The organism is Streptomyces griseus subsp. griseus (assembly GCF_003610995.1).
Lineage (GTDB): Bacteria > Actinomycetota > Actinomycetes > Streptomycetales > Streptomycetaceae > Streptomyces.
The window spans coordinates 425407-446483 of sequence record NZ_CP032543.1 but is presented as its reverse complement, the minus strand read 5'-3'; the positions used below and the strand labels follow the sequence as shown (position 1 = coordinate 446483).

17 protein-coding genes and 5 pseudogenes are annotated in these 21077 nt (G+C 73.1%); 12 read left to right on the top strand and 10 right to left on the bottom strand.

The window, feature by feature from the left end; genetic code table 11:
- Positions 1 to 168: 168 nt before the first annotated feature.
- From D6270_RS01965 to D6270_RS01955, 3 genes are all read right to left on the bottom strand, one after another.
- The gene (locus D6270_RS01965; RefSeq protein ID WP_109167063.1) at positions 169 to 765 is read right to left on the bottom strand and encodes an Rv1733c family protein; all 597 of its coding nucleotides are present in this window, start codon (positions 763 to 765) and stop codon (positions 169 to 171) included.
- Positions 766 to 788: 23 nt separating this feature from the next.
- Positions 789 to 1613: an MOSC domain-containing protein gene (locus tag D6270_RS01960; RefSeq protein ID WP_109167064.1), complete on the bottom strand. Its 825-nt coding sequence runs from the start codon at positions 1611 to 1613 to the stop codon at positions 789 to 791.
- Positions 1614 to 1686: 73 nt separating this feature from the next.
- Complete coding sequence (locus D6270_RS01955) at positions 1687 to 2172, bottom strand: DUF6643 family protein (protein WP_109167065.1); 486 nt, start codon at positions 2170 to 2172, stop codon at positions 1687 to 1689.
- Positions 2173 to 2745: 573 nt separating this feature from the next.
- Here D6270_RS01955 and D6270_RS33890 point away from each other — a divergent pair.
- Positions 2746 to 2805 (top strand): annotated as a pseudogene (locus D6270_RS33890) (hypothetical protein); the annotation flags it as partial.
- Between the two features lie 288 nt (positions 2806 to 3093).
- A pseudogene (locus D6270_RS01945) lies at positions 3094 to 4413 on the top strand (TerD family protein).
- Between the two features lie 42 nt (positions 4414 to 4455).
- Here the strand turns inward: D6270_RS01945 and D6270_RS01940 are convergent.
- Positions 4456 to 5655 carry a glycosyltransferase gene (locus tag D6270_RS01940; RefSeq protein ID WP_109167067.1) on the bottom strand — a complete coding sequence of 400 codons (1200 nt, stop codon included), beginning with the start codon at positions 5653 to 5655 and terminating at the stop codon, positions 4456 to 4458.
- 58 nt (positions 5656 to 5713) lie between these two features.
- Here D6270_RS01940 and D6270_RS01935 point away from each other — a divergent pair, with 58 nt between their 5' ends.
- The 4 genes from D6270_RS01935 (at position 5714) to D6270_RS01920 (ending at position 9464) form a co-directional block, all read left to right on the top strand.
- Complete coding sequence (locus D6270_RS01935; protein WP_109167068.1) at positions 5714 to 6499, top strand: glutamate racemase; 786 nt, start codon at positions 5714 to 5716, stop codon at positions 6497 to 6499.
- A gap of 47 nt (positions 6500 to 6546) precedes the next feature.
- Positions 6547 to 7116, top strand: a complete 570-nt coding sequence (locus D6270_RS01930) for a hypothetical protein (protein ID WP_109167069.1) — start codon at positions 6547 to 6549, stop codon at positions 7114 to 7116.
- Positions 7117 to 7359: 243 nt separating this feature from the next.
- On the top strand, positions 7360 to 8949 hold the full coding sequence (lnt, locus tag D6270_RS01925) for an apolipoprotein N-acyltransferase (protein ID WP_109167070.1): 1590 nt from the start codon (positions 7360 to 7362) through the stop codon (positions 8947 to 8949).
- A gap of 32 nt (positions 8950 to 8981) precedes the next feature.
- Positions 8982 to 9464 (top strand): NUDIX hydrolase, encoded by a 483-nt coding sequence (locus D6270_RS01920; protein ID WP_109167071.1) that lies wholly within the window; start codon positions 8982 to 8984, stop codon positions 9462 to 9464.
- A 35-nt stretch (positions 9465 to 9499) separates the two neighbouring features.
- Here the strand turns inward: D6270_RS01920 and proP are convergent, their stop codons facing one another.
- A complete protein-coding gene (gene proP, locus D6270_RS01915; protein ID WP_109167621.1) occupies positions 9500 to 10999 on the bottom strand; it encodes a glycine betaine/L-proline transporter ProP in 1500 nt (499 codons plus the stop codon).
- A 92-nt stretch (positions 11000 to 11091) separates the two neighbouring features.
- On the opposite strand from proP, the pseudogene D6270_RS32685 reads away from it, so the two are divergent.
- The 3 genes and pseudogenes from D6270_RS32685 to D6270_RS01905 form a co-directional block, all read left to right on the top strand.
- Positions 11092 to 11298 (top strand): annotated as a pseudogene (locus D6270_RS32685) (carboxymuconolactone decarboxylase family protein); the annotation flags it as partial.
- A gap of 267 nt (positions 11299 to 11565) precedes the next feature.
- Positions 11566 to 12495: an oxidoreductase gene (locus D6270_RS01910; protein ID WP_109167622.1), complete on the top strand. Its 930-nt coding sequence runs from the start codon at positions 11566 to 11568 to the stop codon at positions 12493 to 12495.
- A 122-nt stretch (positions 12496 to 12617) separates the two neighbouring features.
- A complete protein-coding gene (locus tag D6270_RS01905; protein WP_109167072.1) occupies positions 12618 to 13403 on the top strand; it encodes an SAM-dependent methyltransferase in 786 nt (261 codons plus the stop codon).
- A gap of 54 nt (positions 13404 to 13457) precedes the next feature.
- Here D6270_RS01905 and D6270_RS01900 read toward each other — a convergent pair whose 3' ends face one another.
- Positions 13458 to 13742 (bottom strand): hypothetical protein, encoded by a 285-nt coding sequence (locus D6270_RS01900; RefSeq protein ID WP_225976751.1) that lies wholly within the window; start codon positions 13740 to 13742, stop codon positions 13458 to 13460.
- 113 nt (positions 13743 to 13855) lie between these two features.
- Between D6270_RS01900 and D6270_RS01890 the strand changes: the two genes are divergently transcribed.
- Positions 13856 to 14290, top strand: a complete 435-nt coding sequence (locus D6270_RS01890; protein ID WP_109167073.1) for a DUF2267 domain-containing protein — start codon at positions 13856 to 13858, stop codon at positions 14288 to 14290.
- Between the two features lie 57 nt (positions 14291 to 14347).
- Here the strand turns inward: D6270_RS01890 and D6270_RS01885 are convergent, their stop codons facing one another.
- The 3 genes and pseudogenes from D6270_RS01885 to D6270_RS01875 form a co-directional block, all read right to left on the bottom strand.
- Positions 14348 to 14725: a beta-class carbonic anhydrase gene (locus D6270_RS01885; RefSeq protein WP_391040952.1), complete on the bottom strand. Its 378-nt coding sequence runs from the start codon at positions 14723 to 14725 to the stop codon at positions 14348 to 14350.
- A gap of 283 nt (positions 14726 to 15008) precedes the next feature.
- A pseudogene (locus tag D6270_RS01880) lies at positions 15009 to 16477 on the bottom strand (SulP family inorganic anion transporter).
- A gap of 557 nt (positions 16478 to 17034) precedes the next feature.
- Positions 17035 to 17700, bottom strand: coding sequence for a class I SAM-dependent methyltransferase (locus D6270_RS01875; protein ID WP_109167075.1), 666 nt, complete (start codon positions 17698 to 17700; stop codon positions 17035 to 17037).
- A 162-nt stretch (positions 17701 to 17862) separates the two neighbouring features.
- Here D6270_RS01875 and D6270_RS01870 point away from each other — a divergent pair, with 162 nt between their 5' ends.
- On the top strand, positions 17863 to 18123 hold the full coding sequence (locus tag D6270_RS01870; protein ID WP_109167076.1) for a hypothetical protein: 261 nt from the start codon (positions 17863 to 17865) through the stop codon (positions 18121 to 18123).
- A 12-nt stretch (positions 18124 to 18135) separates the two neighbouring features.
- Here the strand turns inward: D6270_RS01870 and D6270_RS01865 are convergent, their stop codons facing one another.
- Positions 18136 to 20025, bottom strand: coding sequence for an ABC transporter ATP-binding protein (locus D6270_RS01865; protein ID WP_109167077.1), 1890 nt, complete (start codon positions 20023 to 20025; stop codon positions 18136 to 18138).
- Between the two features lie 205 nt (positions 20026 to 20230).
- On the opposite strand from D6270_RS01865, the pseudogene D6270_RS01860 reads away from it, so the two are divergent.
- Positions 20231 to 21023, top strand: a pseudogene (locus D6270_RS01860) (SDR family NAD(P)-dependent oxidoreductase).
- Positions 21024 to 21077: the final 54 nt, after the last annotated feature.

Genomic DNA, 21077 nt, shown 5'->3' with positions numbered 1-21077 from the left:
TGCGAAGCCCCTGGGCCTGTGGTGCCCCGGGTCCGTCCGTCCGCCCGTCTGTCGAGGAGGCGGACGCGGTCGGACCACCGTAGCGCGCGGGAGGGGCGGGAGTTGACGACTCGGGCCGCCGGGGTGCTGTCGCGGCCCGTCGTAGGTCGTCGAGGTGGCCGCCCGCTGTCAGCTGCCCGTTCCGGCCCGGCCCCAGTCGGGGCCCGCCTCGGCCCACTCCTGGTCCCAGAGCGCGTACCGCCGTCGCACCATCCGCCCCACGAGCAGCCGCCTGCCCGCCTCGACACACCCGGCGGCGAGCAGGAACGCGCCCACCCCGCCGAGCACCGCGTGCGTACGGGCCGCGCCCGGGTCCATCGGCGCCGGCACGGGCACGCCCGCACCGTCCGTCCAGATCCGCACCCGCGCACCGGGCTCCCGGACCGCCCCCGGCGCCGTGGTGACCTCTCCGGTGCGCGGGGTGCCGTCCGGTGCCCGCCAGGTGGCCACCACCGGGCTCCGCCCCGACCCGGCGTCCGGGTCACCGGCCGGCCGCCGCGCCCCGGGCGTCCGGCCCACCACGACCGCCGTGACGGCCCGCCGCTCCTCGTGCTGGACCCGTATCTCCTGCCGGAGCGAGGCCTCGGCCAGCGAGCCGCCCGCCCAGCCGGCCGCCGGTGCCCCCACGGCCAGCAGCACCAGCGCGCCGAGCGTCACCCACGCCTCGCGGCGGTCGGTGGCGCGCCACAGCGGACTGCGCCGCCACCTGAGGACTCCCACTCCCATGCCTCCCCCCGGGTCCCGCGTTCTCAGTCGAGGATCTTGACGGGGTCCCCGACCCGGATCACCCCGGTCCCGTCCGGAACCAGATTCTGGCCGAAGAGCAGCTGATTGCCGACCCTGCGGTGGCGGGCCAGCGTCAGCAGCGGCTCCTTGCCGCGTTCGGCTGTCCGCTGGTCGGTGGTGGTGATCACGCACCGGCCGCAGGGCTTCACCACGGAGAAGGGCACATCGCCGACGGCGATCCGCCGCCAGCCGTCCTCGGCCCAGGCCTCGGTGGCGTCGACGACGACGTTCGGCCGGAAGCGGTCCATCGGCAGCGGCCCCTCGTGCGGCCGGTCGCCCGCCGCGACCAGGGAGTTGAGGGCGTCGAGGGAGGCGGTGGTGGTCAGCAGCAGCGGATAGCCGTCGGCGAAGGAGACCATGTCGCCGGGGCGCGCGTACGCGGGGTCGACGGGTCTGCGGTGCGCGGGATCGTCGAGATGCACGAGCCGGGCCTCCGTGCCGAGGGTCTCGCCGAACCACTCGTGCGCCTCGTCCGCGGCCTCGGCGACCGTGACGGTGTCCCGGTGCAGCGCCACATCGACCAGGCGCTCCGGCCCCGGCACCGCCACCCGCAGGGGCGGACGGCCCGGGGCGGAGAGGGCGATCCCGCCATCGGACAGCAGCACCGCGGAGATCCGCGCCAGAAACGGCTGCTGTCGCTGGGTGATCACCCGCGGCGCCTTGTCGACCAGCATCCAGCGGCGGTCGCCGCCGAGTCCCCATGGCTCGACGGCAGCCTCATCGGATGCCTGGGCGGCCAGCGATTTGACCGGATACACGTGGATGGACCGGAGCACAGGAAAGGCCATGCGGCCATCCTGCCAGTCACCTATCCGCGCGTACGCACGGTTTGTTCGCGGAGCCCGCGCGGCTGCGGACCGGTCAGTACCCCCGGCCCTGGTACGGCCGGTTGTACGGGTCCTCGTACGGCGACGGGGCCGACGCGGGGCGCGGCGAGGCCGGGCGCATCGACTCGTACCCGGTGCCGGGCGCGGGGCGCTGCGGCTGGGCCTGCTGCGGATAGCCGCGGACCGCCGAGGGCTGCTGCGGGATGTAGGGCGCCGGGGCGCTCTGCAGCCCGGCCGGGTACGCGGGCACCTGCTGCGCGGGAGCCTGCTGGTACTGCGGCATCGGCTGCTGCTGCGGGTAGCCGTAGGAGCCGACGGGCTGGGAGGGGGCCGCGGGAAGGGCCGGCAGCGCGGACGGCAGGGCCGGCAGATAGCTGCTGGACGTGTCGTACGCGGCGGGGACGCGGATCGGGGCGATCTGCGGGGTGCCCCGCTCCGCGACCAGGGAGTCGTAGATCGGAGTGTCGGGGAACGACGCGGCGTAGTAGCCGCCGCCGAAGGCGGAGCGAGGGGAGGTCATGGCACCCAAGTTAAGCCCACGATGCGCTGGTTGGGGAGCCCCCATCTTAGGGTCATCAGTTTTTACGCCGGTTCTGTCGGCCCGGACCGTCAGGACATCGCTAAGCCGTCCCCTATCAGGGGCATTCCTTGCCGGGCCCGTATTGTTAACGAGAAGTGGCGAGCGGGCTACAAACGGCCACCCCCGTGCGCCAGGCGCCAGGACGCGGAGCTGCGGCGGCGGGGGCCGGGCGCCGTGCCCGGAATCTGCTGCGGACGGCATTTCCCGCGGTAACGCGGGACTTGGACGGCGGGGGTCACACGGCGTCGTACCAGGGCTTGCGCGCCGCCCGATGGCGGGCCTGCCGGTGAAGAGGGGAGCCTCTCCCACGCGCTGCCGGGACGCCTTTGCCTTTGTCTCCGTCCCCGACTCCGTTGTCCTCCCAACCGGTTGAATGCCCGTGCGGTGAACCTGCCGCCGCGGTAATGCTGTTGGGGGGTGGCCCGGGAGCGCGCGATCATCACCGGATGAACACGTTTCCTCTCCATACCCGAACTGTCCGAAGTCCTGTCCGTGGCCGTCGTGGCCGATGTCATGCGTGCTTACACCGTGGCCTTTGCCCGGGGAGCGGAGGAGATTGTTCCCGCCGGTTCGCCGGACGAGGCCCTGGCGCTCAAGGCCCGCCACGCCCCGTTGGTCACCGGCGAGGACGGGCGCGCCGACGAAGACCTGGCGCGCGCCCGGACGACGTCGCCCTCTGTCGCGAACTCGACCGGTTCCCCTTCGCCGTGGTGGCGGCCGCGTAGGACCCCCTCGTGGTCCTGCGTCCCCACACGGGCGAGCGGTAGCCGTCGGACCCCTTCCGGTGACGGCTCGGTGGAGGGATTAGGTTGTGGGGCAAGGCCTGCGGGCAGCCGGAATCGTGATGGGGCGAGCATGACCATGCAAAAGGGAACCAACGTTCCGGTGCCTGCGGGCACCGTGCGCGTCGAGCTGGGCTGGCGGGCCGCCCCGGGCACCCCCGATGTCGACGGCTCCGCACTCCTGCTGGTGGCGGGCAAGGTCCGCAGCGACGCCGACTTCGTCTTCTACAACCAGCCGGCCCATGCCTCCGGCGCCGTCCGCCACGAGGGCAAGCGGCCCGTCGGCGACGGGGTCACGGACACCCTCCTCGTCGACCTCGGCCGGGTGGAGCCCGCGATCGACCGCATCGTGGTCGCGGCCTCGGCGGACGGTGGCAGCTTCGGCCGGGTCGGCGGCCTGTACGTGCGGGTCGTGGACGCGGCGGGCGGCGCCGAGCTGGCCCGCTTCGACTCCACGGACGCCACGGTCGAGACCGCGTTCATCCTCGGTGAGCTCTACCGGCGCCAGGGCGCCTGGAAGTTCCGCGCGGTCGGGCAGGGTTACAGCACCGGTCTCGAAGGTCTGGCGACGGACTTCGGCATCTCCGTCGACGAACCGCAGCAGGCAGCCCCCGCCCCCGCGCCGTCGTGGCCGGCCACCCCGGCGCCCGCGCCCGCACCGCAGGCCCCCACGCCTCCTCCGGCGCCCGCCCCGGTCGTCCACGCCGCCCCGCCCGCCCCGATGGCACCTCCCGTACCGCCCGCCCCGCATCCCCGCAGCCGGTACGGCTCTCCAAGGTCACGCTGACGAAGGAGGCCCCGTCCGTCTCCCTCGCCAAGCAGGGCGGCTCCTCCGGCGCGCTGCGCGTCAACCTCAACTGGGAGGTACGCAAGCAGTTCAAGGGCTGGGGAGCCAAGCTCGGCCGGGCCGTCGCGATGCACGGGACCTCGACCTCGACCTCTGCGCGCTGTACGAGCTCACCGACGGGCGCAAGGGGTCGTGCAGGCCCTCGGCAACGCCTTCGGCTCACTGGCCCAGCCGCCCTTCATCCACCTCGACGGCGACGACCGCACCGGTGCGCTCTCCACCGGCGAGAACATGACCGTCAACCTCGACCGCAAGGACCTGCTCCGCCGCGTACTGATCTTCGTCACCATCTACGAGGGCGCCCGCAGCTTCGCCGACCTGCACGCCACGGTCACCCTCCAGCCGCAGAACGGCGCGGCGATCGACTTCTCCCTCGACGAGTGCACCGTGCCCTCCACGGTCTGCGCGCTCGCACTGATCACCAACAACGGCGGCGACCTCACCGTGCAGCGCGAGGCCCGCTACCTCGTGCCCGAGCGCGGGGTCAGCCCGCAGCGCACCATCGACGCCGCCTACGGCTGGGGCATGAACTGGACCCCCGGCCGCAAGTGAACCGCGCGTGATCCGCCCGGCCGGACCCGGCGCCCCGTGGCGTCACCGGCCGGGCGCGGCGTCGGGCGTCCCGTCCCGATCGGGCCGCGCGTAGGTGCGGCCCTTCCAGGCGGCCCCCCGCCCCCGGTAGTGCTGCACCGCCGAGTCCACCGTCATCAGCAGGTACAGCACCGCCGTGACCGGCAGCAGCGGCCCGAGCCAGGGCGACTGCCGGTAGTACGCCAGCATCGGCAGGTACGTCGCCGTCATCACCGCCCACGCCGCGCCACCCGCCCAGGCCGCCGCCGCGTCACCCGTGAGCACCCCGGCCACGAGGGCCGCGGGCGGTGCCACGTACACGAGCAGCAGCCCCGGCACCGTCCCCGCCAGCAGCAGCGGACTGTGCCGCAGCTGCGCGTACGCGCTCCGCGCCACCATCCGCCACAGGTCCCTCAGCCGCGGATACGGCCGCACGCTGTCCACCCGCTCCGCGAGCCCCAGCCAGATCCGGCCGCCCACCCGCCGCACCTCCCGCGCCAGCGACACGTCGTCGATCACCGCCTGCCGGATCGACTCCGGGATCCGCGCCCGCTCGGCCGCCTCCGTCCGCAGCAGCACACAGCCGCCCGCCGCCGCGGCCGTACGTGAGCGGGCCCGGTTCACCCGGCGGAACGGGTAGAGCTGCCCGAAGAAGTAGACGAACGCGGGCACCACCAGACGCTCCCAGAAGCTCTCCACCCGCAGCCGCGCCATCTGGGACACCAGATCGAAGCCGTCCGGACCCTCGCTCCCGGCCGCCGCCACCAGGTCCCGCAGGCTGTCCGGCTCGTGGGCGATGTCGGCGTCGGTCAGCAGCAGGAAGTCCGGCTTCTGGAGCCGGGCCACCGCGATGCCGTGCCGCAGCGCCCAGAGCTTGCCCGTCCAGCCGGGCTCCGGCTCCCCGGGCTCCACCACGGTCAGCGGCAGGCCGCCGAAACGGGCGGCCAGCTCCCGGGCCAGCTGCCCGGTGCCGTCGCCGGAGCAGTCGTCCACCAGGACGATCCAGGCGTCCCCCGGATAGTCCTGGACCAGCAGCGAGGGCAGGCTCACCGGCAGCATCTCCGCCTCGTCGCGGGCCGGTACGACCACCGCCACCGACGGCCAGCGAGCGGGATCGGTGCGCCGGGGGAGCCGCTGGTCGGTCCGCCAGTAGAGGCCCTGCCCCAGCAGCAGCCACACCCAGGCGGTCAGCGAACCCACGGCGATCCAGGCAACGGCGCTCATTGGCCGCAGTCTGCCCCACAACGCCCGGTCCGCAAGGGGTGTCGGCTAGGGTGACCGGGTGAAGATCGCGCTCATGGACTCCGGAATCGGCCTGCTGGCGGCAGCGGCCGCCGTTCGCCGACTGCGGCCCGACGCCGAGCTGGTGGTCTCCTCCGACCCCGGCTCCGTGCCCTGGGGCCCGCGCACCCCCGAGGACGTCACCGCCCGGGCGCTGGCCGTGGCCCGCGCCGCCGCCGCCCACCGGCCGGACGCCCTGATCGTCGCCTGCAACACCGCTTCCGTCCACGCCCTGCCCGCGCTCCGCGCCGCGCTGGAGCCCGCGCTGCCGGTCATCGGCACGGTCCCCGCCATCAAGCCCGCGGCGGCGGGCGGCGGCCCGGTCGCCATCTGGGCCACCCCGGCCACCACCGGCAGCCCCTACCAGCGAGGGCTGATCGCCGAGTTCGCCGGCTCCACCGACGTCACCGAGGTCCCGTGCCCGGGCCTCGCCGACGCCGTCGAACACGGCGACGAGGCCGGGATCGACCGCGCCGTCGCCACTGCCGCCGCCCTCACTCCGCCGGGCGTACGGGCCGTGGTCCTCGGCTGCACCCACTACGAGCTGGTCGCCGACCGCATCCGCACCGCCGTCCAGCGGCCCGGCCACCCACCGCTCGTCCTGCACGGCTCCGCCGGGGCCGTCGCCGCCCAGGCGCTGCGCCGGATCGGCGCCGAGGCCGCTCCGACGGCCGAACCGTCCGGCACGCTCACCGTCCTGCTCGCCGGCCGCCCCGGCACCCTGCCGGAGCCCGCTCTGGCCTACGCGGAGGGCCGCGCCCTCCAGGCCGCAGCACCCGCCCGCTGAGCTGACGGCCCCGGGCCGGGCGGCCCGAACGTGGGTACGCTGCGCATATGACGGACCACCCCGAGTGCGCGCACCACGGCTCGTCGCAGGCCCCGTCCACCGTCTGGACCGGCCGCGCGACCAACCGCATCCAGTGGTTCCTGGCCCTGGCGGGCGCGGGGTGCATGGCTCTGGGCATCGAGCTGGCCGTCGACTCGCCCTGGTCCTCCGGGTTCACCCCGCTGCTGATGTCCGTCATCGGCTGCCTCGCCGCCGGGCTGCTCATCCTCTTCGGCACGCTCGCCTTCGTCCATGTGGCCGTCAAGGTCGACGGGGACTCCCTGGAGGTCCGCTGCGGCCACGCCGGGCTGCCGCGCCGCAGGATCCTGCTCACCCACGTGGTCGGCGCGGAGTACGTCGCCAAGGTCAATCCGCGCGACTGGGGCGGCTGGGGCTACCGCTGGCGCCCCGAACAGGGCACCGCCGTCGTCGTACGCAAGGGCGAGGGGATGGCCCTCCTGCTCGGCGACGGCCGCACCTTCACGGTCACGGTGGACGACGCGGAGTCCGCCGTACGGTTCATCCGCCGACGCATGCATCTGCCCGCCCGCGCGGAACGGGACCGGGGCCGGGACTGAACCTACGCAGGCAGGGGATGCCCACGACGGCCCTGGACCGTCGCCCCGGGACGGACGTCCGCCCGGCCGGCCCCGGCAGTACCGCCCGGACCGCGCAGGCCCGGCGCCGAGCTTCGGACCGTCGCCCCCGTCCCGGACAGCACCCCGCCCGGCACAGCGCACCCGGCGCGACCGCCCCGCCCCCGCAGGCCAGCGCCCCCCTGCACAGCCGCCCACCGTAGACTCCGCCAGGTGAGCGCCACTATGACCCCCGTCGACGACCCGCCGCCCGCGCCGACGCCCCCCGCCGCCGGACTCCTCCAGCGGCTCCTGCGTCCGGCCGCCGCCGCTCTCTCCGGGGTGCTGCTCTACGCGAGCTTCCCGCCCCGGCCGCTCTGGTGGCTCGTCCTGCCCGGGTTCGCCCTGCTCGGCTGGGTGCTGTACGGGCGCCGGCTGCGCGCCGCCTTCGGTCTCGGGCTGCTGTCCGGGCTCGGGTTCATGCTCCCGCTGCTGCACTGGACCGGCGAGGACGTCGGGCCGGTGCCGTGGCTCGCCCTCGCCACCGCCGAGGCGCTCTTCATCGCGGTGGGCTGCCTGGGGATCGCCGCCGTGACCCGGCTCGCGTACTGGCCGTTCTGGGCCGCCGCCGTCTGGACCCTGGACGAGGCGGTCCGCGCCCGGATCCCGTTCGGCGGCTTCCCCTGGGGCAAGATCGCCTTCGGCCAGGCGGAGAGCGCGTTCCTGCCGCTCGCCGCGCTCGGCGGCACCCCGTTGCTCTCCTTCGCCGTCGTGCTCTGCGGCTTCGGGCTCTACGAGGCCGTGCGCCGCTTCCGTGCGTACCGCTCCACCGGGAAGGTGCCCCGCGCCGCCGCCGCCTCAGCCGCCGCCTGCGTCCTCGTACCCGTCGTGGCCGCGCTCGCCGCCCTGCCGCTGGTCGACGACTCCGCCGAGGACGGCACCGCCACCGTCGCCGCGATCCAGGGCAACGTGCCCCGCCTCGGCCTCGACTTCAACGCCCAGCGCCGCGCCGTCCTCGACAACCACGCCAAGCGGACCACCCAGCTCGCCGACGAGGTCAGGGCCGGAAAGGCGAAGCAGCCCGACTTCGTCCTCTGGCCGGAGAACTCCTCCGACCTCGACCCCTACCTCAACGCCGATGCCCGCCAGGTCATCGACGACGCGGTGAAGGCGATCGGTGTCCCCACCGTCGTCGGCTCCGTGGTCGAGAAGGGCTCCGACAGCCTGCGCAACACCCTGATCGAGTGGGACCCGGACAAGGGCCCCGTCGACACCTACGACAAGCGGCACATCCAGCCGTTCGGCGAGTACATGCCGATGCGCAAGGTCGCCCGCTTCTTCAGCGAGGACGTCGACCGGGTGCAGCGCGAGTTCGTCCCCGGCACGAAGGTCGGTGTCTTCGACCTCGCCGGTACGAAGGTGGGCCTGGTGACCTGCTACGAGGCCGCCTTCGACGACGCCGTACGCGACACCGTGACCCACGGCGGCCAGATGATCGCCGTGCCGAGCAACAACGCGACCTTCGGCCGCAGCGAGATGACCTACCAGCAGCTCGCCATGTCCCAGGTCCGGGCCGTCGAACACGGGCGGGCCGTCGTCGTCCCCGTCACCAGCGGGGTCAGCGCGGTGATCCGGCCGGACGGCACCATCGTCGAGAAGAGCGGGATGTTCACCCCCGACGCGCTCGTCGACGAGGTCCCGCTGCGCTCCTCGCTCACCCCGGCCACCCGGATGGGCCCGCTGCCGGAGGGCATCATCGCCCTGCTGGCCCTGGCGGGCCTGGGCTGGGCGGGCGTGTCGGCGGTACGTGCCCGGCGGGAGCGGGGCACCGCGTAGCGGCCCGGGAGCGGCCACGTAGGCTCGGATCCATGGCGACTCCCGACTTCATCCGCACCATCCGCGCCACCGCCGGACACCAGCTCCTCCTGCTGCCCGGGGTGACCGCCATCGTCTTCGACGACGAGGGCCGGGTGCTGCTGGGGCGGCGCGCGGACACCGGTGGGTGGTCGGTGATCGGCGGCATCTCGGAGCCGGGGGAGGAGCCCGCGCTGACGGCGGAGCGCGAGGTGCTGGAGGAGACCGGGGTGCACTGCGTGGCCGAGCGGCTGGTCCTCACCCAGGCGCTCCAGCCCGTGCAGTACGCCAACGGCGACCGCTGCCAGTACCTCGACATCACCTTCCGCTGCCGGGCGACCGGCGGCGAGGCCCGGGTCAACGACGACGAGTCGCTTGAGGTGGGCTGGTTCCCGCTTGACGGGCTGCCGCAGCTCCCCGAGTTCGCCCTCTTCCGGATCAAGCAGGCGCTCACGGAGGGCCCGGCCTGGTTCCAGCCGACGTCGGCCGGGGCCTGACCCGACGCGCGGACCCCCGCCCGGGGAGTCAGGCCCTACTTGTCCGGCCCCCGCCACAGGTGGCGCACCCGCAGCCAGACGTCCCGCGCCTGCCTCCCCGCCGTCGTACGGCTCCGGGCCACCAGCTGCCGGGCCTGCTCGGGCGTCTCCACCATCGGACCCGAGCCGCGCAGCGGGCGCCCGGCCGTCTCGTGGAGGAAGAACGTGGCCACCAGGCCGATCACCCCGGCCACCATGAGGTAGTACGCGGGCACCATCTCGTTGCCGGTGGCCTCCACCAGCCCGGAGGCGAACAGGGGAGTGGTGCCGCCGAAGAGCGAGACGGAGATGTTGAAGGCGATCGACAGCGCCCCGTACCGCAGCCGGGTCGGGAACAGGGCGGGCAGCGTCGAGGCCGCCGTACCCGCGAAGCAGACCAGGAGCAGCCCCAGCATCGCGCAGCCGAGGGCGGGCAGCAGGATGCCGCCCTGCCGGATCAGCAGGAACGCGGGCGAGGCCAGCACGATCAGGGCCACGCTGCCCGCCATGAACACCGGTCTGCGGCCCCAGCGGTCCGAGGTGCGGCCGACCGTCGTGATCGTCAGCACCACCAGCAGCATCGTGCCGAGAACGAGCAGCTGGGACGTGGTCTCCGGTTCGCCGAGGGTCTCGGACATATAGGTCGGCAGATAGGACGTGACCATGTAGTTGGTGACGTTGTAGAGCAGCACCAGCCCCATGCAGATGAGGACGGCCTGCCAGTGGCGGGTGAAGATCTCCTTGAGCCGCCCCTTCCCGGACTGGCGCGCCTCCTCCACCGGATCGTTCTCCGTGCGCGCCTGCGCCTGGGCCTCCTCCTCGCGCTGGAACGCCGGGGTCTCCTCCAGCTTGAGCCGCATGTAGAGCCCGATGAGACCCATCGGGCCCGCGACGAAGAACGGGATGCGCCAGCCCCAGTCGATCATGCCGTCGGTGCCGAGGACGGCGGTGAGCACGGTGACCAGGCCGGAGCCGAGCGAGTAGCCGACGAACGTGCCGAAATCCAGCCAGCTGCCGAGGAAGCCGCGCCGCTTGTCGGGGGCGTACTCGGCGATGTACGTCGTGGCGCCCGCGTACTCCCCGCCGGTCGAGAAGCCCTGGACCAGGCGGCAGACCAGCAGCAGGAGCGGGGCGGCGAAGCCGACCGCGGCGTACGTGGGGAGGAAGCCGACGGCGAACGTGCTGGCCGCCATCATGATCATGGTGAGCGCCAGCACCTTCTGGCGTCCCACACGGTCGCCCAGCGGCCCGAAGACCAGTCCGCCGAGCGGGCGCACCAGGAAGGCCGCGGCGAAGGTCGCGAAGGTGGAGACGACCTGGGCGCCCGGCGAACTGGAGGGGAAGAACACCTTGCCGAGCGTTCCGGCGAGGTAGGCGTAGACGCCGAAGTCGAACCACTCCATGGTGTTGCCGAGGGCGGCGGCCGTGACGGCCCGGCGCACCTTCGGCGGGTCGGTGACGGTGACGTCCTGCTCGCGCAGGGACCTCTTCCGTCGGCGGATGACCGTACGGACCATCCGTTCCACTGCGGCGTTGTCGTTCCCTCGGCGCGGCACCTTCCGATTCTTGAGCCGCCGTCCCCGCGCGGCCTCCCGGACGGCCCGCACGGGTGACGCGGCACCCGTGTCACATCCAGGCGGGCCGGGCGGTCTCGGAGACAGGGCTGTCCGCCACGACGCGGGAGCTGGTGAAGATCCGGGCCGGTCAGATCAACGGCCGCGGGTTCCGCACCGACCTGCACACCGAGGAGGCCGAGGCCGCCGGTGAGACGTCCCTGCGCCTCGACCTGGTCGCGGTGTGGCGGGAGGCGACGGTCTTCACCGACGCCGGGCGCCCCGCCCCGGAGCTGACGGAGCAGGGCGCCCGCATCGCGGACGCGGCCGGAGGGGCCCCGGACGAGGTCCGGGCCCGGGCCGCCGAGCACTACGACGACGACCAGTGGGTCGCGCTGGTCTCCCTGATCGTCCTCATCAACGCCTTCGACCGGCTGCACGTGATCGTCCAGCAGCCGGCGGGCGACTACCAGGTGGGCCAGTTCGGCCGAGCGGTGTGTGACGCGGCCCCCGCCGGGGAGGTGTGCGGCATGCACTCCTGGAATCTGCACGACATGCCCGACCTCTCCGGCAGGACCGCCGTGGTCACCGGTGCCAACAGCGGCATCGGGGCCGTCACCGCGCTCGCCCTCGCCCGGTCCGGCGCCCGTACGGTCCTCGCCTGCCGCGACGCCGAGCGGGGCCGGCGCGCCCTGGAGGCCGTCCGCCGCGCCGCACCCCGCTCCGACACCCGCCTCGTCCGCCTCGACCTGGCGGACCTGGCCTCCGTCACCGAAGCGGCGGACACCATCGCGAAGGAGGCCGACGGCCGCCTCGACCTCCTGGTGAACAACGCCGGGGTGATGGCCCTGCCGCTCCTGCGCACGGCGGACGGCTTCGAGATGCAGTTCGGCACCAACCACCTCGGCCACTTCGCCCTGACCCTCCAGCTGCTGCCGCTGCTGGGCGTGGCGGGACCGGCCCGGGTGGTCACGCTCTCCTCGCTCGGCCACCGCATCGGCCGCGTCGACCTCGACGATCTGAACGCCGAGCGCGGCTACAGCAAATGGGGCGCCTACGCGCAGTCCAAGCTGGCCAACCTGCTCTTCACCGCGGAGCTCGACCGGCGCGCCCGCGCCTCCGGCCGCGACCTGCTCGCCCTGGCCGCGCACCCGGGCCTCGCCGCGACGGAGCTGGGGCAGGCGGGCCCGAAACTGTCCGGCCGGAACTGGGCGGCCAAGCTGGAGAGGGCATCACGCGTCTACACCCAGCCCGCCTCCGCCGGCGCCCTGCCCACGCTGTACGCGGCGACGCTTCCGGACGCGCCCGGCGCCTCGTACTACGGCCCCCGCCACCTGGGCGAGACCCGGGGCGCCCCGGGACCGGCCCGCAGGTCCGCCCGGGCACGGGACATGGAGATGGCACGGGCGCTGTGGGAGGAGTCGGCGCGTCTGACCCGGCTGGACGCCAACCTGGTATGAGCATGCGGAATATGCCGACGCGCCGCTGCGTGCGCGGAGAGGGCGAGGTACCGTCAGCTCAAGGCTCCCACCGGCGGTGATGCGGTCAACAGCCTTGCACGGACAGTGAGTAGAGGAGAGACATGAGCGCCGACGACGTTGAGTTCCGCCGCAGGATCCGCTCCGACGTGCCGCACTCGGCGAGGGTGTGGAACGCCTGGCTGGGTGGCAAGGACAACTACCCCGTGGACCGCGAACTGGCCGACGCGGTGAGCGCGGCCTACCCGCAGATGGTCGATATCGCGCGCGCCTCCCGCGCGTTCCAGGCCCGGGCGATCCGGCACCTCGCCTCGCTGGGTATCCGTCAGTTCCTGGACGTGGGCACCGGCCTGCCGGTGGCGAACAGCACCCACGAGGTGGCGCAGACCATCGCACCGGACGCCCGGATCGTCTACGTGGACAACGACCCCATCGTCCTGGCCCACGCCCACGCCCTGCTGACCAGCACCCCTGAGGGCCGGACGGACTACGTGGACGCCGACCTGTCCGACACGGACACGGTGGTGGACGAGGCGGCGAAGACCCTCGACCTCTCCCAGCCCGTCGCCGTCCTGCTGCTCTCGACGCTGGGGCACCTCACCCCGGCCGACGGCATCGACGTCGTCCAGCGGTACCTGGCCCGGATGCCGTCCGGCAGCTACCTGGTGCTCTGCGACACGGTGAAGACCCCGCAGACGCTGGCCGCGCAGGAGGCGTACGACTCCGGCGAGAACCCGCCGTACCTGGTGCGGGAGCCGGAGGAGATCACCGGCTGCGCCGAAGGTCTGGAGATCATCGAGCCGGGCTTCCTGTCGATCGCGCTCTGGCGTCCCGAGGAGGACGACCCGGTGCTGGTCGACCAGTGGGGGCTGGTGGCCCGCAAGCCGTAGGCGGTGAGGTGCAGAGCGCGCTGAGCGGCGGAGGGCTCCGGAGCCCTCCGCCGCTCAGTTGTTCCGCCGCCCGGCCGCGGTGTCCTCGCGCGGCTCGCCGGTGCGGCGGGTGAGCGAATCGATCCGGCCGGCCGACTGGCGCTGCCCCGAGGGCAGATGAGACCGGACCGCCGCGGGCGGGGCGACGAGAGGCGCGGCGCCGTCGGCGGCCGGGGCCCGGCGCAGGTGGTCCGGCGGGGAGTCGGCGGGGGAGGGGAGGCCGGTGACCTGGCCGACGCGGAGCTGCTGCGCCGCGTCCTGCTCCAGCTGCCGACGGGGTACGACCTCCTTTTCGGCCATCCGCAGCCACGGTGATCCGCCGAATACCCCCCAGGGGGTGTAGGACGGCACTTTCGGAGAAGAAGCCAGAGAGAACCCGACACCGCACGACGACGAGAAGGGCCTCCGCCGCCATGATTGCTGAGCCTCGGACCATCGCCGCCCCGAAGGCCATGACGTTCGACCGGCTGCTGGAGAAGATCAGATACGAGGGCGCCTACCCCACCCGGGTGCGGGCCGAGGAAGCCCTCCGTGCCGTCCTGGGCGGACTCGGTGCCCAGATCACCGGTGAGGAGCGGGTCGCCTTCGCCGCCGCGCTCCCCAGGGAGGCCGCCCTGGTGTTCACCTCCGAGGCCCCCGGCATCACCCCGTCCCCGGCCGCCTGCTTCGTGGACGACCTGGCCGCGCGGACCGGCGGCACCGCGGCGACCGCCCGCTGGGACGCGGGCACCGTCCTGGCCGCTGTCGGCGCGCTGATGGACCCGGCCCTCGTCACCCGCGTCATCGAGGCCCTGCCGACCGGCTACGCCCTCCTCTTCGGCCGCGCACAGCTCACCACGGCGGCGTGAGCGCCCCGGCCAGGTCCGCGGCTGTCGCGCCCTGAGCGGCGTCAGCCCCGCCGGCCGTCAGACGACCTCGTCGAGGCGGCCGGTGGCGACGTCGAAGACGCGGACCTGGCCGGTGTGCGGGATGAACGGACCGCCCGTCACCCGCCGCAGGGACTGCCGTACGTCGTCGGCGGCGTCCGGGATCGCCTCGGCGGACCACGGCGGCCGGATACCGGTCTCCTTCTCGATGTCCTGGCGGAAGGTGTCGTCGGAGAAGGTCACCATGCCGCAGTGGGTGTGGTGGATCAGCACGATCTCCCGGGTGCCCAGCAGCCGCTGACTGATCGCCAGGGACCGCGCCACATCCTCGGTCACCACGCCTGCCGCGTTCCTGATGACATGCGCGTCACCCTCGGCGAGGCCGCGGATGCCGTACAGGTTCAGCCGCGCGTCCATGCAGGGGACGACGGCGCTCCGGCGGGCGGAAGCGGGAGGGGACCGTCGAACGTCGACACGTACACCTCGTTGTGGGCGAGGAACTCTTCGGTCACGCTCATGGCCGCTCCAGGTGCCCGGCGCGGAGGGAGCCCCGAACCCACGCAGCCCCGCGACCGGGGCGGAGGCCTGTCGCCGGGCCCGCCACGCGACCGCAGTACGCCTGCGTCACTCTCTTTCGTACGCACGTTCCGGTCCTGCTCCTGGTGGGGTGCGTGCGGTCCACCAGGAGCAGGATCCCCGGCTACCGGCGGATCGTGACCGGGTCGGTCTCCGCGTCGTTGTGCCGGCGTGCCCAGTTCTCCAGTGCCACCCGGCAGGCGTGGTCGAGATGACGCAGGCCGCTGAGGTCCAGCTCTATGGGCTGATCCTGCGGCAACTTCTCCAACTGCTCCAGGATGCGCGGCAGTCGGAGGAAGGTCGCGTTGCCCGTGAGGGTCACCACGACCCGGCCGCCGGTGAGTTCGCGGGTGGAGAGCTGTACGTGGGAGGTCTCCCAGGCCGACTTGACCACGGCCAGCAGCAGACCCAGCACCACCCCCTCGAAGAGGTTGGTCACCACGATGGCCAGCGCGGTGACCGCCAACAGCACGGCCTCCCCGCGGTGTTCGCGCCAGAGTGGGCCGAACTCCTTGACCGGCACCAGCTTGCACCCGGCGTGCACCAGGATCCCGGCGAGCGAGGCGAGCGGGATGATGCCGATGGCGGCGGGCAGCAGGGCGGCGAAGAGCAGCAGCCACAGCCCGTGGGCGACCCGGGAGAGCGCGGTGGTGGCCCCGGCCTGGACGTTGGCCGCGCTGCGGACGATGACGGCGGTCATCGGGAGTGCGCCGAGCGCCCCGCAGATCGTGTTGCCCACGCCCTGCGCGACGAGTTCCTTGTCGTAGTCCGTACGGGGGCCGTCGTGCATCCGGTCGATGGCCGCCGCGCTGAACAGGCTCTCGGCCGAGGCGATGAGGGCGAAGGCGAGGACCGTGCCGATCACGGCCACGTTGGCCAGGTTGCCGAACTCCGCCGCGCCCGGGAGATCGATAGCGTGCAGCAGCCCGTTCACATCGGCCACCAGCGGCCGCAGCCCGGCCAGGGCGGCGACGGCGGTGGCCAGGCCGACCGCGGCGAGCGGCGCGGGCACGATCCGTACGGCGGCGGGCAGCTTCGGCCAGATCAGCAGGACGGCGACGGTCCCGGCGCCGAGGCCGAAGGCGGTCATGGCCTCGTTGTTGGTGACGATCTCGACGGCGAGGCCGGGAAGCCCGGCCAGTTTGGCGAGGGCGGTGCCCGGCTGTTCGGTGTCGGCCATGGCGTACAGCTGGCCGAGCACGATGACCAGGCCGATGCCCGCGAGCATGCCCTGCACCACGGAGACGGAGATGGCGCGGAACCAGCGGCCGAAGCGCGCCACGCCCAGCACCACCTGGAGCAGGCCGGCGGCCAGGACGATCGGCCGAGGGTGGCGAGGCCGAACTCCGTGACCGCCTCGTAGACCAGGACGGTGAGGCCGGCGGCGGGTCCGCTGACCTGGAGCTTGCTGCCCGGCAGCATGCCGACGACCAGGCCGCCGACGATGCCGGTGACCAGGCCGAGTTCGGCGGGTACGCCGGAGGCGACGGCGACGCCGACGCAGAGGGGGAGGGCGACCAGGAAGACGACGAGTGACGCCAGCAGGTCGCGCCGTACGACGTGGGGGTTCTTGAGTTCCTTCACGGAGATCACGGGTGACGATTCCCTTGAGGGTGAGGTCCGCGCCCCGGCGGGGCCGGGGCGCGGACGGGTGGGGCGGGAAGCCGTCAGAGGCGGCCGCACGACGGGCCGTTCTCCGGCCGGTGAACGCTGATGGAGCCGGGGTGCACTACGCCGGGGCTCACGCGGAAAGGTCTCGGGGGCCGGGCGTAGGTGGGGAGCCCGGTCTCCTTTGCGTTCGCGGTGTCGTGCCCGGTGAAAGTCCGGGTGGTTACGGCAAGGGACTTCATGGGTGGCCTGCCTCCTGCATCCGGCGGGGCCGGGGAGCGGTGTGGTCGGGTCAATTGACGAATGCGCTGTCTCTATCCGTATGAATGTTCGGAGGTGGGGGTGTGCTCCACCTCGTGTTCTTCCGAACATCCGGCCCGTCCGGACGCACGGTCGGCGTTCGGACGGATACGACTACAGCTCAGCATATAGAGCGGAACTTTGCTATCGCATTACCTTCTTGTGAAGGAACGCGAATGCGCCATTCTTGTCATTCATTCGGCTTGTTCTTTGTGATTGCGAAAGGATTTGGGGCAGGGGTGTCAGCTGCGACGGCCGTGCAGGAAGAGGTGCGGCTCGGGTGCGCCCGCCGGGTGATCCGGGGTGAACAGGACGCTGTGCCGCTCCTCCACCGCGAACCCCGCTCCGGCCACCACGGAGGCGAACTCGTCCTCGCCGAAACTCGACACCACCACCGGCTGCCCCATGAAGACGGCGCTCGCGTCCGCCACGTCCACCGGGACGGTGGCCACCACCAGCCGGCCGCCCGGCTTCACCGCCCGGGCCAGCCGGCCCAGCAGCTCCCGCTGCTCGCCGCGTGACAGCTGCAGCAGCGAGAAGTAGACACAGACGGCGTCGAACTCCCCGTCCGCCCACGCCGCCTCCCGGATGTCGGCGCACCGGAACTCGCCCTCCGGCACCTGCCGCGCCGCCAGGGCGGTCATCACCGGGGAGACGTCGACGCCCACCACCCGGTGTCCGGCCCCGGCCAGCCGCCGCGCGGTCGGAACGCCCGTACCGCTGCCCACGTCCAGGACCCGGCTGCCCGGCGCGAGGTGCTCCAGCAGCCGGTCCAGCGAGGCGCCGTAGGCGGCGGAACCCGCGAACGCCCGCTCGTACTCGGTGCCCAGCGCGTCGAACACCGTCGCGGCCGGGAGCCCGGAGGTCCCGCCCGGGCGTTCCGCGGGCTGTCCCTGGTGCTCGCTCATCGGCGTGGCCCTTCCGTGGTCCGGCGGCCGTCCCGCGGCCGTGGCCCCGCGGTCCGGGGCCGCGCCCCCAGCGTCCCCGTACGCGCGTCTGAGTATGCGCGGCCGCCACCGCTGAGTACCTGCCCCGATGTTCCGCCGTCCGGGCTCTGTTCGAATGAGGCCATGGACACCGCAGCGCAGCACCGCCCCCGCATCCAGCACGTCACCACCGCAGGCACCGCCCTGGCGGTCACGCTGCTGCCGCTGGTGGTCGGCGTGCTGCTCGCCAAGTCCATGGCGGCGGACCCGATGACCTCGGTGAACGCGCTCGTCACCAACGGCACCAACCGCCCCCGGGTCTCGCCGAAGCAATGGCGCAGCTGCGGCGGGGACGCCCTGCGGCGCCTGCGCACCACCGAGCGTCCCCGCCTCGTCCGCCGCTGACGGACGCCCGGCTCAGCCGACCGGCTGGGCCTCGTCCGCCGACGGCCGGTCGAACTGGGTGCGGTACAGCTCCTCGTAACGCCCCCCGGCCGCGAGCAGTTCGCTGTGGGTGCCGCGCTCCACGATCCGGCCCGCCTCGACGACCAGGATCTGGTCGGCCGCCCGTACGGTGGAGAGCCGGTGGGCGATCACCACGGCGGTCCGCCCCTCCAGTGCCTCGGCCAGGGCCTCCTGGACGGCGGCCTCGGAGGTGGAGTCGAGGTGCGCGGTCGCCTCGTCGAGGATGACGACCCGCTGACGGGCCAGCAGCAGCCGGGCGATGGTGAGCCGCTGGCGCTCACCGCCGGAGAGCCGGTAACCGCGCTCGCCGACCACCGTGTCCAGCCCCTCCGGCAGCGAGGCGATCAGCCCCTCCAGCCGGGAGCGGCGCAGCGCGTCGCGGATGTCGTCCTCGGAGGCGTCGGGCCGGGCGAGCAGCAGATTGGCGCGTACGGACTCGTGGAAGAGGTGCCCGTCCTGGGTGACCATCCCCAGCGTGTCGCGGATGGAGTCGGCGCTCAGATCCCGTACGTCGATCCCGTTGAGCCGTACGGCACCGGCGTCCGCGTCGTACAGCCTCGGCAGCAGCTGGGCGATGGTCGACTTGCCCGCGCCCGACGAGCCCACCAGGGCGATCATCTGCCCGGGTTCGGCCCGGAAGGAGACCTCGTGCAGGACCGGGGTGCCGCCCCGGTTGTCCAGCGTCGCGACCTCCTCCAGCGAGGCGAGGGAGACCTTCTCCGCGGACGGGTAGCCGAAGGAGACCTTCTCGAACTCGACCGAGACCTGACCCTCCGGCACCTGACGGGCGTCCGGCTTCTGGGCGATCAGCGGCTTGAGATCCAGCACCTCGAAGACCCGCTCGAAGCTGACGAGCGCGCTCATCACCTCGACCCGGGCCCCGGCCAGCGCGGTCAGCGGGGCGTACAGCCGGGTCAGCAGCAGGGCGAGGGAGACCACGGCGCCTGGCTCCAGTGTGCCGCGCAGCGCGTAGTGGCCGCCGAGCCCGTAGACCAGGGCGAGCGCGAGGGCGGAGACCAGGGTGAGCGCGGTGATGAACGCGGACTGGGCCATGGCGGAGCGGACCCCGATGTCCCGCACCCGGCGGGCCCGCTCGGCGAACTCCGCGGACTCCAGCGACGGGCGGCCGAAGAGCTTGACGAGAGTGGCGCCGGGGGCGGAGAACCGCTCGGTCATCTGGGTGCCCATCGAGGCGTTGTGGTTGGCCGCCTCCCGCTGGAGCCCGGCCATCCTGGCCCCCATCCGGCGGGCCGGTACGACGAACACCGGCAGCAGGACCAGAGAGAGCAGCGTGATCTGCCAGGAGATCGTGAGCATCACGGCGAGCGTCAGCAGCAGGGTGACGAGGTTGGAGACGACACCGGAGAGCGTGTTGCTGAATGCCCGCTGGGCGCCGATCACGTCGTTGTTGAGCCGGCTGACCAGGGCGCCGGTCCGGGTGCGGGTGAAGAAGGCGACCGGCATCCGCTGCACATGGTCGAAGACCGCCGTCCGCAGATCGAGGATCAGTCCCTCGCCGAGGTTGGCCGACAGCCACCGGGTGAGCAGGCCGAGCCCGGCCTCGGCGACCGCGATCAGGGCGATCAGCAGGGCGAGCCGGGTGACCGTCCCGGAGTCCGCGCCCCGCACGATGGCGTCCACGACGCGCCCGGCGAGGACGGGGGTGGCCACCGCGAGCAGCGCGGTGACGGTGCTGAGCAGGAGGAACCGGTTGATCCGGCTCCTGTGGGGCCGGGCGAAGACCAGGATGCGGCGCAGCGTCGCCTTGGAGAAGGGCCGCCGGTCCTGCTCGGCGTTCATCGCGCTGTGCAGCGATGTCCATGCGGTGACTTCCATGTCCATGGGGCGCTCCGAAATCTGCCGGCCTGGATGTGCGGACTGCTGAGCAAGCTAGAACCTGAACTTTGGTTGAGGTCAATGCGGCGCGCCGCACTCCGCCGGGCGCCGGCCGTGGACCGGTGCCAATCTGAGGGTGAGTACGGCGGTTCCGGGGCGCCTGCCCGACAGGCAGAGGGAAGCGACCGGAGCGAGCAAGGGGAGAAGCGGCGTGCGCATCGAACTGACGGGCAAGAACGCGGTGGTGACCGGATCCTCGCAGGGCATCGGCCTCGCCATCGCCACCGGGCTGGCCGCCGCGGGCGCCGAGGTCGTCCTGACCGGGCGCGGCCGGGAACGGCTGGACGCGGCGGCGCGCTCGCTGCGCGCCGAGGTGGCGGGCGGGCGTCACGACGGTGGCCTGCGACCTGACCACGGAGGAGGGTGCCGCCGAGCTGTACGAGGCCGTCCCGGAGACCGACATCCTCGTCAACAACCTCGGCATCTTCGGCTCCCGCCCGCCCCTGGAGATCACCGACGAGGAGTGGCGTACGTACTTCGACACCAATGTGCTCAGCGCGGTGCGCCTCATCCGCCACTACCTGCCGTCGATGACCGGTCAGGGGTGGGGGCGGGTGCTGAACATCGCCAGCGACTCCGCGATCGTCATCCCCGCCGAGATGATCCACTACGGCATGTCCAAGACCGCGCTCCTCGCCGTCTCCCGGGGCTTCGCCAAGGAGGCGGCCGGTACCGGCGTGACGGTGAACTCCGTGATCGCCGGCCCCACCCACACCGGCGGGGTCGAGGACTTCGTCCGCGAACTCGTCGACAAGGACCTCCCCTGGGAGGAGGCGCAGCGCGAGTTCATGCGGCTGCACCGGCCGCAGTCGCTGCTCCAGCGGCTCATCGAGCCCGAGGAGATCGCCGGCCTGGTCGTCTACCTCAGCTCCGCTCAGGCGTCGGCGACGACCGGGGCGGCGGTACGGGTCGACGGCGGATACATCGACTCGATCGTGCCCTGAGGCCGGATCACGCCCTGAGCGGGTCGCGGCCGGCGGCCCGGACGATCATGCGGG

Bases quoted from the DNA above. Each gene is read 5' to 3' on its own strand.
- D6270_RS01965 (WP_109167063.1), bottom strand. From the start codon at position 765: ATGGGAGTGGGAGTCCTCAGGTGGCGGCGCAGTCCGCTGTGGCGCGCC.
- D6270_RS01960 (WP_109167064.1), bottom strand. From the start codon at position 1,613: ATGGCCTTTCCTGTGCTCCGGTCCATCCACGTGTATCCGGTCAAATCG.
- D6270_RS01955 (WP_109167065.1), bottom strand. From the start codon at position 2,172: ATGACCTCCCCTCGCTCCGCCTTCGGCGGCGGCTACTACGCCGCGTCG.
- D6270_RS01940 (WP_109167067.1), bottom strand. From the start codon at position 5,655: ATGAGCGCCGTTGCCTGGATCGCCGTGGGTTCGCTGACCGCCTGGGTG.
- D6270_RS01930 (WP_109167069.1), top strand. From the start codon at position 6,547: ATGACGGACCACCCCGAGTGCGCGCACCACGGCTCGTCGCAGGCCCCG.
- lnt (WP_109167070.1), top strand. From the start codon at position 7,360: ATGACCCCCGTCGACGACCCGCCGCCCGCGCCGACGCCCCCCGCCGCC.
- D6270_RS01920 (WP_109167071.1), top strand. From the start codon at position 8,982: ATGGCGACTCCCGACTTCATCCGCACCATCCGCGCCACCGCCGGACAC.
- proP (WP_109167621.1), bottom strand. From the start codon at position 10,999: ATGGTCCGTACGGTCATCCGCCGACGGAAGAGGTCCCTGCGCGAGCAG.
- D6270_RS01910 (WP_109167622.1), top strand. From the start codon at position 11,566: ATGCACTCCTGGAATCTGCACGACATGCCCGACCTCTCCGGCAGGACC.
- D6270_RS01905 (WP_109167072.1), top strand. From the start codon at position 12,618: ATGAGCGCCGACGACGTTGAGTTCCGCCGCAGGATCCGCTCCGACGTG.
- D6270_RS01900 (WP_225976751.1), bottom strand. From the start codon at position 13,742: ATGGCCGAAAAGGAGGTCGTACCCCGTCGGCAGCTGGAGCAGGACGCG.
- D6270_RS01890 (WP_109167073.1), top strand. From the start codon at position 13,856: ATGATTGCTGAGCCTCGGACCATCGCCGCCCCGAAGGCCATGACGTTC.
- D6270_RS01885 (WP_391040952.1), bottom strand. From the start codon at position 14,725: ATGGACGCGCGGCTGAACCTGTACGGCATCCGCGGCCTCGCCGAGGGT.
- D6270_RS01875 (WP_109167075.1), bottom strand. From the start codon at position 17,700: ATGAGCGAGCACCAGGGACAGCCCGCGGAACGCCCGGGCGGGACCTCC.
- D6270_RS01870 (WP_109167076.1), top strand. From the start codon at position 17,863: ATGGACACCGCAGCGCAGCACCGCCCCCGCATCCAGCACGTCACCACC.
- D6270_RS01865 (WP_109167077.1), bottom strand. From the start codon at position 20,025: ATGGACATGGAAGTCACCGCATGGACATCGCTGCACAGCGCGATGAAC.